The sequence below is a fragment of the Marinobacter sp. THAF197a genome, assembly GCF_009363275.1.
Lineage (GTDB): Bacteria > Pseudomonadota > Gammaproteobacteria > Pseudomonadales > Oleiphilaceae > Marinobacter.
In genome coordinates, this window is the sequence record NZ_CP045324.1 from 3427826 (window position 1) to 3441220 (window position 13395).

General features: G+C 60.2%; 10 protein-coding genes. 3 read left to right on the plus strand and 7 right to left on the minus strand.

The annotated features are described in order from the left end of the window. Together FIV08_RS15970 and FIV08_RS15975 are read left to right on the plus strand one after the other, a co-directional pair. A complete protein-coding gene (locus FIV08_RS15970; protein ID WP_061330597.1) occupies window positions 1-723 on the plus strand; it encodes an ABC transporter permease in 723 nt (240 codons plus the stop codon). Window positions 724-940: 217 nt separating this feature from the next. Next, complete coding sequence (locus FIV08_RS15975) at window positions 941-1993, plus strand: succinylglutamate desuccinylase (RefSeq protein WP_152439049.1); 1053 nt, start codon at window positions 941-943, stop codon at window positions 1991-1993. A gap of 24 nt (window positions 1994-2017) precedes the next feature. Here FIV08_RS15975 and FIV08_RS15980 read toward each other — a convergent pair whose 3' ends face one another. Both FIV08_RS15980 and FIV08_RS15985 read right to left on the minus strand, forming a co-directional pair. After that, window positions 2018-5044 carry an efflux RND transporter permease subunit gene (locus tag FIV08_RS15980; RefSeq protein WP_152439050.1) on the minus strand — a complete coding sequence of 1009 codons (3027 nt, stop codon included), beginning with the start codon at window positions 5042-5044 and terminating at the stop codon, window positions 2018-2020. Further along, complete coding sequence (locus FIV08_RS15985) at window positions 5044-6126, minus strand: efflux RND transporter periplasmic adaptor subunit (protein ID WP_152439051.1); 1083 nt, start codon at window positions 6124-6126, stop codon at window positions 5044-5046. Before FIV08_RS15985 ends, FIV08_RS15980 begins: the two co-directional genes overlap by 1 nt. Window positions 6127-6290: 164 nt before the next feature. On the opposite strand from FIV08_RS15985, the gene FIV08_RS15990 reads away from it, so the two are divergent. Beyond that, window positions 6291-6926: a TetR/AcrR family transcriptional regulator gene (locus FIV08_RS15990; protein WP_058090451.1), complete on the plus strand. Its 636-nt coding sequence runs from the start codon at window positions 6291-6293 to the stop codon at window positions 6924-6926. Window positions 6927-6937: 11 nt separating this feature from the next. On the opposite strand, the gene astB is transcribed toward FIV08_RS15990, so the two are convergent. The 5 genes from astB to FIV08_RS16015 form a co-directional block, all read right to left on the minus strand. Next, window positions 6938-8278, minus strand: coding sequence for an N-succinylarginine dihydrolase (gene astB, locus FIV08_RS15995; protein ID WP_152439052.1), 1341 nt, complete (start codon window positions 8276-8278; stop codon window positions 6938-6940). 13 nt (window positions 8279-8291) lie between these two features. Beyond that, a complete protein-coding gene (gene astD, locus FIV08_RS16000; RefSeq protein ID WP_152439053.1) occupies window positions 8292-9767 on the minus strand; it encodes a succinylglutamate-semialdehyde dehydrogenase in 1476 nt (491 codons plus the stop codon). Between the two features lie 43 nt (window positions 9768-9810). Further along, on the minus strand, window positions 9811-10944 hold the full coding sequence (gene astA, locus FIV08_RS16005; RefSeq protein WP_152439054.1) for an arginine N-succinyltransferase: 1134 nt from the start codon (window positions 10942-10944) through the stop codon (window positions 9811-9813). Window positions 10945-10971: 27 nt separating this feature from the next. Further along, window positions 10972-11982 carry an arginine N-succinyltransferase gene (locus tag FIV08_RS16010; protein ID WP_152439055.1) on the minus strand — a complete coding sequence of 337 codons (1011 nt, stop codon included), beginning with the start codon at window positions 11980-11982 and terminating at the stop codon, window positions 10972-10974. A gap of 171 nt (window positions 11983-12153) precedes the next feature. Beyond that, window positions 12154-13368, minus strand: a complete 1215-nt coding sequence (locus tag FIV08_RS16015) for an aspartate aminotransferase family protein (protein ID WP_152439056.1) — start codon at window positions 13366-13368, stop codon at window positions 12154-12156. Between the last annotated feature and the right edge of the window lie 27 nt (window positions 13369-13395).

Sequence of the window (13395 nt, forward strand, 5' to 3'; positions counted from 1 at the left end):
ATGCCTGATTTCATTGCCGAATGGTTGAATACAAACGATATCTTCAATGCCATGACCATGATGGAATACTGGGATGGCATGGTGACCACTGTGCAGCTGGTGTTTCTGTCGCTGGTGATTGGCCTGGTGGTTGCAGTTCCCCTGGCGATTCTGCGTACGGTGCGCAATCCGTTTGTGTCTGGCCCAATCTGGCTGTACACCTATTTGTTCCGGGGCACGCCGCTGCTGATTCAGCTATACATTATCTATTACGGCGTGGCGCAGATTCCGGGCATTCACGAGACCTTCTGGTGGACGATTTTCCGGGAGCCTTTCTACCCTGCCCTATTGGCCTTTACGCTGAATACGGCGGCCTATACCACGGAGATTATCCGGGGGGCGATTGTGGCAACGCCCAATGGCGAGATTGAGGCGGCCAAGGCCTATGGCATGAACTGGCTGTTGCGGATGCGGCGGATTATTCTGCCCAATGCGGCGCGGCGGGCGGTGCAGGCTTACTCGAATGAGGTGATTTTTATGCTTCATGCGAGTGCGATTGCCAGTGTGGTGACGATTGTGGATTTGACGGGGGCGGCGCGGAACATTTATTCGCGGTTTTATGCGCCTTTTGAGGCGTTTATTTTTGTGGCGCTTTGCTACATGGCTTTGACGTTTATGCTGGTGTTCGTTTTCCGCAAACTGGAAAATCATCTTTTGCGGCATCAGAGGCCGATAAACTCCTGAGTTGTTGCTTTTGGTGCACGGCCAGCCGGCGGGGCAGGCTTTCGGTTTTGGTGCCAGGCCAGCTGGCAGGATCTGCTTTCCGGGAAACGCTACGAGCACATCCATGTGCGCTTCTTTCAGGCCGTCCCTGGCCTTCAAGATTCCCGGAAAGCAGATCCTGCCATCTGTCCCCGAACTCTGAGAGGGCTTTCGCGAAGCTCTTTTCTAAGGGGAATCTATGAACGTTTCAAACTCACTCTTTGACTTCCACCCCGACTGGCTGGCCCATACGCTGGCCAGCGCCTCTTCCGATTTACCCGAAACCAAACACCAACTCCCAGACGGCACGCAGGTTTCCCGTAAGGCCAATGGTGTGTTGTGGCTCACACCTCCAGCGAGACGGGAGAATCCGAACAAGGAGGCGTTGATTATCTCGGCCGGAGTGCATGGTAACGAGACCGCGCCGATTGAGGTGTTGAACGGGTTGGTGTCGGAGTTGTTGGCTGTGCAGTGGCAGTTGGCTTGTCCGGCGTTGCTAATGTTGGGGAATCCGGTGGCGATGGTGGCCGGGGAGCGGTTTGTGGATGTGAACATGAACCGGTTGTTTAACGGAGCTCACAGCAGGCCGGAATATAAAGGCCTGCCGGAGGCGGCGCGGGCTCGGTTTCTGGAGGAGATGTGTCGGCAGTTTGCGATGGTGCATCAGGGGCTGGCGTTGAGTCACTACGATTTGCATACGGCGATACGGCCGTCGATGCGGGAGCGGTTTGCGCTGTATCCGTTTGTGGAGGGTCGGTCGGTACCGGCGGAACAGTGTGAGTTTCTGCTGGAGGCGGAGGTGGAGACGCTGTTGCTGCAGCACCGGGAGTCGACGGTGTTTTCGTCGTTCACAGCAACGCTGCTGGAGGCGGAGAGTTTTACCGTTGAGCTGGGCAAGGTGGAGCCGTTTGGCAAGAATGATTTGCGGCGGTTCAGGGGCATTGAGCGGGCGCTTCGGCGGCGGTTTTGTGGCCAGCCGGCACCTGCGGTTCAGGCGCCATTTGATCATCTGACCGTGTTCGAGGTGGTGCACGAGATCCTGAATACCGGGCCGGCATTCCGGTTTCATGTGCCGGATGATGTGGCGAATTTTACTGAGTACCAGCCGGGCACGGTGATCTGGGAAAACGACGAAACCCGTTATCAGGTGGGCACGGCGCCGGAGGCCATTGTGTTCCCGAACCGGGCGGTGCCGGTTGGCCAGCGGGTGGGTTTGATGATTCGGGCTAAGGGAAGTTTTGGGGCCAGGTAGCTCGCTACCCGGCCCCGGTCTGGCTCAGGCCGGGGCGTTTTCCGGTTCGGCCACTGGCAGTTTGATCAGCTTGGTGCACACAGACGGGATCACCAGCAGGGTCAGTACCGTTGAGGCCAGCAGGCCAGAGATAATGGCCCAGGCCATGGGCGGCCACAGAGTGGAGCTGGAGAATGCCAGGGGCAGCAATCCGGCAACCGTGGTGGCCGTGGTTAACAGGATCGGCCGGGTTCGGCGTTCAACGGCGGTACGAACGGCATCGCGGATGGCCCTGCCCCGCTCCAGTTCCCGGTCCATCACATCAAGCAGCACGATGGCGTTGTTCACCACAATTCCTACCAGCGCAATCACTCCCAGCAGCGACTGAAACCCGAACGGCGAGCCGGATAACACAAGCCCGGGGAATATTCCCACCGTCGCCAGCGGCACGGTCAGCAGGATCACCCCCACCCGGCGGAATGAATTGAACTGCAACAGCAGGAAGAACAACAGCAACAAAATGCCGATGGGCGCGGCTTTCAAAAGCGCTGTGTTCGCATCGTTGGAGCCTTCGGCGTCGCCGCCCATCTCCAGTCGCGTGCCGGCGGGCAACGGCTGCTGCTCCAAAGCGGCATTCAAGCCACCCAGGGCCTGGCTGAAGCTGTAGCCGTCTTCCAGGTTAGCAGTCACAGTGTTCACCCGAACGCCGTTGCGCAGGTATCTTGCAGCCGGCTCCCAGGTGGTTTCCACGGTGGCGACAGCGGATAACGGCACAGCATCGCCCCGGTTGTTGTAGATGTTGACGGACAGCAGCCGGGACAGCGACAGGGAGGTACCCTCGCGGGAACGCAGGATCATGGGAATCGGGTCATCTTCCTGACGATAACGCTCGGCCACCGCACCGAAGCTCTGGCCGTAGAGGCTCTGGGCGACATCCGCCCGGCTCAGGCCATAACGGGCGGCAGTGGCGTCGTCCACGTTAATGGCAATGCTGGGCACACCGATATCCAGGTCGTTACGCACGTCCACGGTACCTTCAATACGCCTCAGCGCGGAGAACACCTGCTCCGTCGCCCGGGTGCGGGTGGCGTCGTCGGCATGGTAAACCCGGACTTCCACCGGTGCTGTCCGGGGTGGCCCCTGGCCCAGAATGCCGGCCGAGATATCCACTTCCGGCATGGTTGTCGCCGCTTCATCTCGCACCCAGTGAATAAGCCCGGTGGTGTCGGCCAGTGTCGGCGTGCGGATAACCAGCCTGGCCCGGTTAGGCGACTGGGGCGAGCGCTGAAGGTTGTAATAGAACGCCGGGCCTGTGAAGCCAACGAACCGGTGCACCTCCAGTGCTTCCGGCTGGGTGCGGATGGCCCGTTCCAGGCGCTCGGCAATTTCCGCCGTGCGGGCCTGGTCGGTGCCCTCCGGCATGTACAGCTCCACGATCACCCGGGGCCGGTCCGCATTGGGGAAGAACTGTTGCGCCATGAACGGGGTCATGGAAAGACTGATGGTCACCAGCCCTGCGCCGAGGATAATCAGGCGACCGGGATACCGGAACACCAGCCCGCCCAGAAAGCGGGCGAGCCCGATCAGTCGATCACCCTGCACGTTTTTGCGGGGCTTGAGGAAACGGGCCGCCAGCAGTGGCACCGCCGAAATGGCCAGAAGGTAGCTGACCGACAGGGTAAGCATGATCATCACCGGCACACCCCGTGTGAAGTCTGCCGCGCCACCCTTGGCCATCAGCAGCGGTGCAAAAGCCGCCAGTGTGGTACCCGTGGACGCACCCAGCGGGCCCGCCAATTCGCTCACCGCTTGTTTCAGGGCATCAAGGCGCCGCATGCCTTCGTCCAGGTGCCCCTGAATGTTTTCGACAATGACAATCGCGTTATCGATCAGGATGCCCAGGGAAATCACCATGCCGATCACCGCAATCTGGTGCAGCACCCCGCCGCCCAGGTCGTACAGGCCCACGCTGATCAGCGCCACCATCGGCAGTATCGAGGCCACCAGCAGACCCATACGAATGCCCATACCGGTGAACACCACGGCAACGATAATCAAAACCGACAACACCAGGCTCCAGGTCAGGTTCACCAGGCGTTCGGCTACCTTGTCTGGCTGGAAGAACACCTCCCGGATTTCATAGGGTTCGAAATCGCCCCGAACCTGCTCTACCCTCTCGCGGATACGCTCGCCAAAGCGAATCGCGTCGGTACTGCCCTCCTCCATGATGATGGACAACAGCACCACTCGCTCACCATCAAACCAGGTTTCCGGTTGACGGGGCTCCGCCGGGCCTCGCCACACTTCGGCAGCCGCGGCCAGAGGCACCTGGGAGCCGTCCGGCAGTTCGATAGGGGTTGCGCGAATATCATCTATGTCAGCGAATTCGGTGTTGGGCAACACAGACAGCCGTTTACCATCCACCACCACAAAGCCGCCAGGAATGGTCTGGTTGCGCTGGGCCAGGGTATCGAGCACCCGTTTTGGGGAAATGCCCAGGCGGAACAGCGCGGCGTCGTCCAGGGCCAGGGTGATCTGTTCGTCGGCATCCCCCTCAAGCTCGATGCGGGAAATGCCGGGAATATCCGACAGGTTCTGTTTCAGGCGTTCGGCCGCTGTCGAAAGTTCGGTTACCGAGGGCGAGCCACCCACGGCAATCACCACGGCGGGAATATCAATCAGCCGATCATCCAGGGTCATCTGGCCAACATCGTCCGGAAAGTCCTGCCGGGCCCGCTCCATGGCCTGGCGTACACGGTCCCAGGCGGGGTCGGTATCGTAGATATGGTCCCGGAGTTTGAGGCGGGAAAGCGCCACGCCGGTGCGAGCGGTGCCGAAGCTGAAATCCAGCTCTTCCACCTGGCGCAGTTCATCGGTCAATGGCCGCAATACCAGGCGCTCAACCGCCTCGGCACTGGCACCGGGGTAGCTGACCGTAATCATGCCGGCACGATAGGGAAACGAGGGATCTTCCTGCCGGGGCATGGTGCTGTAGGCCACGATGCCCAGCAGGCACAGCATGGTCACCACCATGCCCAGCAGGCGTTGATAGTTCAGCAGTTGGCGGGCCATCAGCGAATCTCCACCCGGTCACCATCTACCAGCCGGGTGGTGCCGGCGTAAACGACCTGGTCACCCGCCTGCAATTCGCCCGGGTGCACCATCACCCGCTCACCTATTACCCGGTCGATTTTAACCGGCACCTGCCGCGCAATGGCGTCATCCACCCGGAACACACTGGTGCCCGAGTCATTTCGCACCACCGCTAGCAAAGGCACGGTTATGGCGGAGGCCCGCACCGGTGTGATACCCACCTCGACCGGTTCGCCGGAACCCAGGGACTGGGGAGGCAGGCTCACCAATACCGGGTGCAGCTCACCCCGAATGGAACTGCCCTGGGCAATTTCAATGACGGTGCCGGTTTCCGCGTCCCGGTTGCGATCCTGCACGGACCAGACCGGCAACTCCTGCCCCACGCGTACGTGGCTGAGCAGATGGGCAGGCACACGCACCTCCACTTCCCGCCCCAGCGGCGACGACAAGCGAATCACCGGCTGGCCGGCAGATACAAATTCATCACGCTCCACCAGCAAGGCTTCCACCTGACCGGCAAACGGCGCTTTCAATACGCTTTCTTCCAGCAAGCGGGTGGCTTCCGCCAGTGAGGCTTCCGCTGTGGCCATACTGGCTCTCAGGGAATCCCGACGGGCGGCGATCTGTTCCAGGTTCTGTTCCGACACCACACCGCGCTGGTGCAGCCGGCTGGAACGCTCCCATTCCCGCTGGGCCTGATCAAACTGGGTTTTCAGCTCTTCCAACCGTGCAGCGGCAGAATCACGGGCCGGTTCCAGGGCGGGATTGTAGAGGCGTGCCAGCACATCCCCCGGTTTCACATTCTGCCCCAGCTCTACCGGGCGCTCCCGGAGGGTGCCGCTGAGCTGGAACGTGAGGGTGGCCCGTTGGGCCGCCCGGACAATGCCGGAGAACCGTAAGGGGATTTCTTCCACCTGTCCGCCGGTCACCTCCGCCACACGCACAGACACCACAGCCTCCGAGGGGGCATCGGCAGTGCCACCACGGCAACCAGAGAGAACCAGAACCACCAGCGCCAGGCTGGCAAAGGAGAATGGCGCACCGCGCTTGATGAGAGACATGATATTCAGCCCCTTTCCCTGAAAAGATTGATTGTTGGCCTCCGTTCCTTCGGAAACCGCCGATTATTTTCCGACATCATGTCATTCTTTGACAAATTGTCAATAATCGGTTTCCATTCACTTTCAGGTATCATGCAGCCATCGCACAGGAAGCCGGGAACACCATGAACGAACCCCTGAAGTCACGACGGGAACGGGAAAAACAGGCAAGGTACGACGCCATTCTGAATGCCGCTGAGCTGGTGTTCTCCGAGAAGGGTTATGAGCGCACTTCCATGGACGACATCGCACGCACGGCAAGTCTGAGCCGGGCACTGCTGTACGTCTATTTCAAGGACAAAGCGGCCATTCAGCGCGGGATCATGCTGCGGGCAGGCCAAAGCCTGGTAACGCGTTTCGAAAACGCGCTTGGTTCGGCGGAGACAGGTCTGGCGCAGATCCGCGCCATGGGGGAGGCCTACTATCGCTTTTACCTGGAAGAACCGGATTATTTCTCGGCGCTCACCAAGGCGTCTACCGCCATCGCCGATGCCGACGAAGAGCAGACCCGGGAAATGCTCTGCTCCAAGAACGAGCTGATGCAGTTGATGACCGCCGCTATACACACCGGCCTGGAAGACGGCACCATGAGCCGGGAGCGCATCAGCTCACCGGCACAAACGGCCCTGTACCTGCGGGGCGCCCTGCACGGCGTGATCATGCTGTGCCAATCAGAAGCCACTCAGGCCGGCAGCTTTCCCGCCGATGCCCTCATTCGCCACACCATGGATATGCTGACCCGCTCCATCGCCAGCCAGTAGCGCGCCGCTCTCTACAACTGGAAATCGTAAATGGAACCCAGCCCCAGAATACCGGTGAGTTCATCCAGGGCCTTGCGGACTTCCTCCAGCAGCATCGGGTCTGCCAGGTCCTGTTGGTCGAGCTCACTCCGGTAATGGGCATTCACCCAGGCTACCAGCCGGTAATAAAGCGCATCGGTCAGAATTACGCCCCGGTTGATGGCGTGTAGCTCCTCATCGTTCAACACCACCCTCAAACGCAGGCAGGCGGGCCCACCTCCGTTTCTCATGGACTGCTTCACATCGAACACTTCGACGCTGGTGATGGGGCCATCGCCTTTGACCAGCTGATCCAGGTAACGGCTTACGGATGGCACTTCCCGGCACTCACCGGGTACCGCCAGCAACATGCCGTCCGGGGTATTCAGCAGCTGGCTGTTGAACAGGTACGAGGCCACGGCGTCTTCGATGGGCACCTCATTGGCAGACACCCGAACGGCCTCAAGCGCAGCCCCAGTCAGCCGGTCGCTCAGTTCCGCCAGCACCCGGTCTTCCTCCAGAAACGCCAGTTCGTGGTAGAACAGGCAGTTGCCGTTGCCTACCGCAATCACATCGTTGTGGAACACGCCGGCATCAATGGCGGCAGGGTTCTGTTGGGCAAACACCGCGTGGCGGTCGCTCAGCCCATGCAGCCGGGCGATGGCCCTGGAGGCTTCCAGGGTTTGCCGGGCCGGGTATTTGACCGGCGCCGGGGCCTGCTCGTTGAAGGCTATCTGGCCATACACAAACAGTTCCACACCGGGTTCACCATAACGGCTGCACAACCGGGTATGGTTGGCCGCGCCCTCATCCCCGAAGTGGCTAACCGAGGGCAAGGCCGGATGGTGGGCAAAGTAGCTTTCGTCCGTAAAAATGGCTTTCAGGGCGCGGCCGGTCACCCGGTGCTCGATGGACCGGTGAAACTTGGCGGAGAGATTCGCCGGAGTGAAATGTACCCGATGGTCTTTGGTATCGGCACTGGGGGACACCGTCGCCGCATTGGCGGTCCACATGGCAGATGCGGACGACACCGCGGCCAGAATGGAGGGGGCTGTACTCGCGGCCTGCTCCAGCACCTGCCGGTCATTACCGGTAAACCCGAGGGCGCGCAGTGTTGGCAAGTGTGGCCGTTCATGGGGCGGCAAGACGCCCTGAACGTAGCCCCGATCGGCCAACTGCTTCATCTTGGCCAACCCTTGCAAGGCAGCTTCTCTGGGATTGGCCACCGAGTTCACGTTGGATTTCGACGCCACATTCCCCCAGGACAACCCTGCGTAGTTATGGGTGGGGCCCACCAGCCCGTCAAAATTCGCTTCAACCGCGTGTTTCACCATAGCAGGCTTCCTGTCAGTCAAATGTCAGGCCGGGCGCCAGGGTATCTGGCATTTCACTCTTGCCAGCCTCCAGCGAGGCCATGGGCCAGGCGCAGTAGTCCGCCGCGTAATAGGCACTGGCGCGATGGTTGCCGCTGGCGCCCACACCACCAAACGGTGCCGCACTGCTGGCCCCGGTCAGCGGCCGGTTCCAGTTCACAATGCCCGCGCGCACCTCTTCCACCAGCCGGTTATACAGCTTGCGGTCGTCACTCAGAATGCCCGCCGACAACCCGAAACGGGTGTTGTTGGCCAGCTCCAGGGCATCGTCAAAACTCTTGTAGCGGTATACCGTCAGCAGCGGGCCAAAGAATTCCTGATCCTTCAGCTCCACCTCCGTGGCATCGACAATACCTGGTGACAACAAGCCTGTACCCGGCTTCAGCTGTTTCATCTCAAGCAGGGAACTGGCGCCTTTCTCCAGCATATCGCCCTGGGCCTGCAGCAGCATCTCAGCCGCCTGTGCAGAGATGACCGAGCCCATGAACGGCTGGGGCTCCGCATCAAAATCGCCCACCTGAATACGGGAGGCAACGTCTACAAGCCGGGCCAGGAACTCATCCCCTTTCTTGCCTTTGGGAACCAGCAGCCGGCGTGCACAGGTGCAGCGCTGGCCGGCCGACAAAAACGCAGACTGGATGGTGTGATGAACTGCACCGTCTACATCCGCCACGTTCTGAACGATCAACGGATTGTTCCCGCCCATTTCCAGCGCCAGAATTTTCTCTGGCTGGCCGCCAAACTGTTCGTGCAACAGATGACCAACATTGGAACTGCCGGTGAAGAACAGACCGTCGATCATCGGGTGGCGGGCCAGGCATATGCCGGTATCAGCGCCGCCCTGGACCAGGTTGATCACACCATCCGGCAGGCCCGCCTTTTCCCAGAAACGCACGGTCATTTCGGCAACGCCCGGTGTCAGCTCACTGGGCTTGAACACCACGGTGTTGCCCGCCAGCAGCGCCGGCACAATGTGGCCGTTCGGCAAATGGCCAGGAAAGTTGTAAGGGCCGAACACCGCCACCACGCCATGGGGCCGATGCCGCAGTACCGCATGTCCTCCGGCCACATCCGATTCTGAGTGCCCGGTACGCTCGTTGTAAGCCCGGATGGAAATAGGCACCTTGCCGATCATGGCCGCCACCTCGGTGCGGGATTCCCACAGCGGCTTGCCGGTCTCCAGGCCAATCTGGTGGGCCAGGGCCTCTTTGTTGGCCTCCAGCTGCTGGGCAAACGCCTCCACCACCGCCTGGCGCTCGGCAAAACTCTTCCGCCGCCAGGCTGCAAATGCAGCCCGGGCCTCGCGAACGGCGGCGTCTACATCTTCCAGGTTAGCGCCGTTGCCGTCCCAGACAGTCTCACCCGTGACCGGCTGCAACGATTCAAATGGCTGCCCGTGGCCCTGAATCCACAGCCCGTCTATAAAAAGATTGCCTGACAGGTTTGCCATTATTCCTCACCTCCAATTAGGGAATTTGTCAGCGGCTTCAGCGCTAATCCTGACCATGCCGGTTACGATAATGGCGCACCCGGTCGAGAATTTTCTCGTCCTCACTTTCCTGGCCCTTCAGTGTATGAATGGGTGACAAAGCGCTTTCCTTCAAGGGCGCAAGGCGAACCGGATCTCCGGACTCGATCAGCAGGGCTTCCGCCACGTCGCGGGGAATACTCACGGTATCCGGCCCGATACATTCCATAGGCAGGGTGGTCACCCTGAAGTCCCGGAACGACCGGTTTGAAATCATCACGCGCTGTTCCGGTGGCACGTCCAGGTTCATGGGTTTATTGACCACCATGGCGTGGCGATTGATGGATTCCCGAACGGTTCGGATGTTGTTCACGAACGCCTCCACCGCCGGCCCGCCATCAAAAATATCCACCATGCCGTTAAAGTTGAAGCCCTCTGCCTGCAACATTTTCAATGCCGGCCGGGTATTATCATGCACCATGCCGATGACCGCCCGCGCCTCTTCCGGCAGCATCGGCAGGTAGATCGGGTACTTGGGCATCAGCTCGGCAATAAAGGACTTGTTGCCAAGGCCAGAGAGCATGTCCGCCTGGCTGAATTCCATGTCAAAGAACTTGCTGCCAAGGGCATCCCAAAGCGGGCTGCGACCGTCTTTATCAGACACGCCACGCATCTCGGCAAAGACTTTTTCCGAGAAGTGCTTGCGGAAGTCATCGAGGAACATGAACCGGCAGCGGGATAACAACAAGCCATTGCCTCCTCCCTGATAACCTCCGGCCAGCAACAACGAACAGATTTCGGTGGTGTCGGTCATGTCGTTGGACAGGTGCAAGGTGGGAGTGCGCACATGCACGCCCAACTCCCGCGAGGCATTCACCGTAACGCTTAGCCGGTAATTGTAGAACACCTCTTCCAGGCCTACGCGGGCTTCAATGCCGCTGATGCCAACGGTTTTTCCGCTTTGGGTCTCTTCCAGGGCAAACAGGTACAGCCCGGCCTCCGGGGCACAACGCTGGTTGAAGGATTCCCGGGTGCGCTCGATCTTGCGTTGCAGCAGTTCCCGGTCTGCTGGCAGGGTAGTCAGACCTTTGCCAGCGTTCTGGGCCATGCCGTAAAGATCATCAAGATCGTTTTCCTGCAACGGGCGAATCAACAACATGTTACGCCCTCCCCTGAGCTGGATTGATCATAATGGCGAGATCCTTACCCGGTCGCCGGCGCTCCGGTCCAATGCATGCCAGGTGCTGACCGGTACCTTTACGTCGTCCGCCAGGGTCTCAGACACCGGAGTCAGCAGGCAGCGGAAGTCTTGCCCTTCTCCCGCTGAAATCAGGCAGGTTTCCCCATCGAGACCCTCGCTACCGTGAAGCGTTTTCGGTTGGCTGGTCACAACGGTTTTCAGTGTGTCGGTTCGGGCTTCCAGCACCGGGCCGCCATCAAAGATATCCACGTAGCAACCGGGCAGGAAACCTTCCCTTTGCAGCAGGTCGTAATTGGGTTTGGTCAGCGGGTGAGGTTCGCCCAGTGCTTGTTGAGCCGCCTCACTCAGCAGCGTGACATAGATGGGGTTCGGGGGCATGAGTTCGGCAATGAAGGTTTTGCTGAGCTGGCCGGAGTGCTGGTCGGCGGTTTCGAAATCCATGTTAAAGAAGTGGCGGCCAAGGCTGTCCCAGAAGGGCACTTGGCCGCCCTCATGCTGTATGCCCTGGATTTCCACCACGGTGCGATTGGTGAACCATTCCCGGTGGCTGGCGATGAACATCATGCGGGCGCGGGAGAGCAGCTCAAAGGCCGGGGTGTTTCGCAGGTCCGGTTTGAGGGTGAAGGCGCACAGCAGGGTGAGGTCGGTGAGGGCGTGGCTGGGGTACAGCACTTCTACGCGCCGGGAGACGTTGAGTTCGTGGGAGGCGTGGATAAGGTAATCGCGGCGGTAGTTGTAGAACGGTTGGCCGTTGCCTGCCCGGGTGTCTATGCCGGCGGTGCCGGCGAGTTGGCCGGTGTCTGTGTCTTCCAGTACGAAGAGGAGTCTGCGTGGGGTATCGGTTTTGTTGGCGAAGCTGGCCTGGGACTGTTCGAGTTTTTTGGTCAGGGCGGCTTGGGTATTGGGCAGGGTGGACGACAGCCGGCCGCTCTGGGCGTTGGTCAGGTCCAGAATCTGTTGCAGGTCATCCAGTTTGGCTGGTCTTACTTGCCACATGCTTTACTCCTGCTGGCGTTCGGCGACCGGCACTGCACCGGGAACCCTTTTCCGGAAACCGCTACGAGCACATCCATGTGCGCTTCTCTCAGGCCATCCTTGGCCTTCGAAATTTCCGGAAAAGGGTTCCCGGCCCAGCGCCTACTCTTGTGGCAGCCGTCAAAAAACTTCTTATGAAACGACTTTCTTTACTGCCGCCTCAAAACGCTCCAGCGCTTCATCAATATCCGATTCCGGAATAATTAGCGAAGGCGCCAAACGAACCACGTTCGCACCGGCGACCAATACCATCACGCCCTCATCCAGGCCGGCGTTGAGAAAGTCTTTGGCTTTGCCCTGCCACTTCTCGGTCAGCACACACCCCAAGAGTAGACCAGCGCCGCGTACTTCGGAAAACACGCCGTAGCGTTCGCCGATGTCCATCATGCCTTTGCGCAGTTTTTCGGAGCGGGCTTTGACGCCTTTCAGGATTTCCGGCTGGCTGACGGTGTCGATTACTTTCTGGGCGACGGCGCAGGCCAGGGCGTTGCCGCCGTAGGTGCTGCCGTGGGTGCCTACACCGAGGCTTTTGGCGGCTTCGGCGGTGGTGAGCATGGCGGCTACCGGGAAGCCGCCGCCCAGGCCTTTGGCGCTGGTGAGGATGTCGGGCACTACGTTGTACATCTCATACGCGTAGAGGTGGCCGGTTCTGCCGACGCCGCTTTGTACTTCGTCAAACACCAGCAGGGCGTTGTTGTCGTCGCAGAGCTGGCGCAGGCCTTTGAGGAATTCGGGGTCTGCGGGCATTACGCCGCCTTCGCCCTGGATGGGCTCAACCACGATGGCGCAGGTTTTTTCTTTGGAGACCAGCGCTTTCACAGAATCCAGGTTATTGAATTCGGCGTGGTGGATGCCGCCGGGGGCCGGTTCGAAGCCTTCCAGGTATTTCGGCTGGCCACCGACGCTGACGGTGAACAGGGTGCGGCCGTGGAAGGAGTTGGTGAAGGAGATGATTTCGTTTTTCTCCGGGCCGTAGTGTTCCCAGGCGTAGCGACGGGCCAGTTTGAAGGCGGCTTCGTTGGCTTCGGCGCCGGAGTTGGCGAAGAATACCCGTTCTGCGAAGGTCTGGTCGCACAGGGTTTTGGCCAGACGCAACGCGGGTTCGTTGGTCATGACGTTGGACAGGTGCCAGATTTTTTCGGCCTGTTCCTGCAACACGCCCACCAGGCCCGGGTGGCAATGGCCGAGGCTGGTGACGGCAATGCCGCCCTGCAGATCCACAAACTCTCGCCCTTCCTGGTCCCACACGCGGGAGCCCTCGCCTCGTACCGGGATGATGTTACCGGGGGCGTAGTTGGGCACCATTACTTCATCAAACAGTTCGCGGGAGACAGGTTCTCTGTTCATGGATCTCTCTCAGTGACTCATTGCTAA

Excerpts from the sequence above, each read along its gene's own strand:
- FIV08_RS15990 (WP_058090451.1), top strand. The coding sequence starts at position 6,291 with ATGAACGAACCCCTGAAGTCACGACGGGAACGGGAAAAACAGGCAAGG.
- FIV08_RS16015 (WP_152439056.1), bottom strand. The coding sequence starts at position 13,368 with ATGAACAGAGAACCTGTCTCCCGCGAACTGTTTGATGAAGTAATGGTG.
- FIV08_RS15970 (WP_061330597.1), top strand. The coding sequence starts at position 1 with ATGCCTGATTTCATTGCCGAATGGTTGAATACAAACGATATCTTCAAT.
- FIV08_RS15980 (WP_152439050.1), bottom strand. The coding sequence starts at position 5,044 with ATGGCCCGCCAACTGCTGAACTATCAACGCCTGCTGGGCATGGTGGTG.
- FIV08_RS15985 (WP_152439051.1), bottom strand. The coding sequence starts at position 6,126 with ATGTCTCTCATCAAGCGCGGTGCGCCATTCTCCTTTGCCAGCCTGGCG.
- astA (WP_152439054.1), bottom strand. The coding sequence starts at position 10,944 with ATGTTGTTGATTCGCCCGTTGCAGGAAAACGATCTTGATGATCTTTAC.
- astD (WP_152439053.1), bottom strand. The coding sequence starts at position 9,767 with ATGGCAAACCTGTCAGGCAATCTTTTTATAGACGGGCTGTGGATTCAG.
- astB (WP_152439052.1), bottom strand. The coding sequence starts at position 8,278 with ATGGTGAAACACGCGGTTGAAGCGAATTTTGACGGGCTGGTGGGCCCC.
- FIV08_RS15975 (WP_152439049.1), top strand. The coding sequence starts at position 941 with ATGAACGTTTCAAACTCACTCTTTGACTTCCACCCCGACTGGCTGGCC.
- FIV08_RS16010 (WP_152439055.1), bottom strand. The coding sequence starts at position 11,982 with ATGTGGCAAGTAAGACCAGCCAAACTGGATGACCTGCAACAGATTCTG.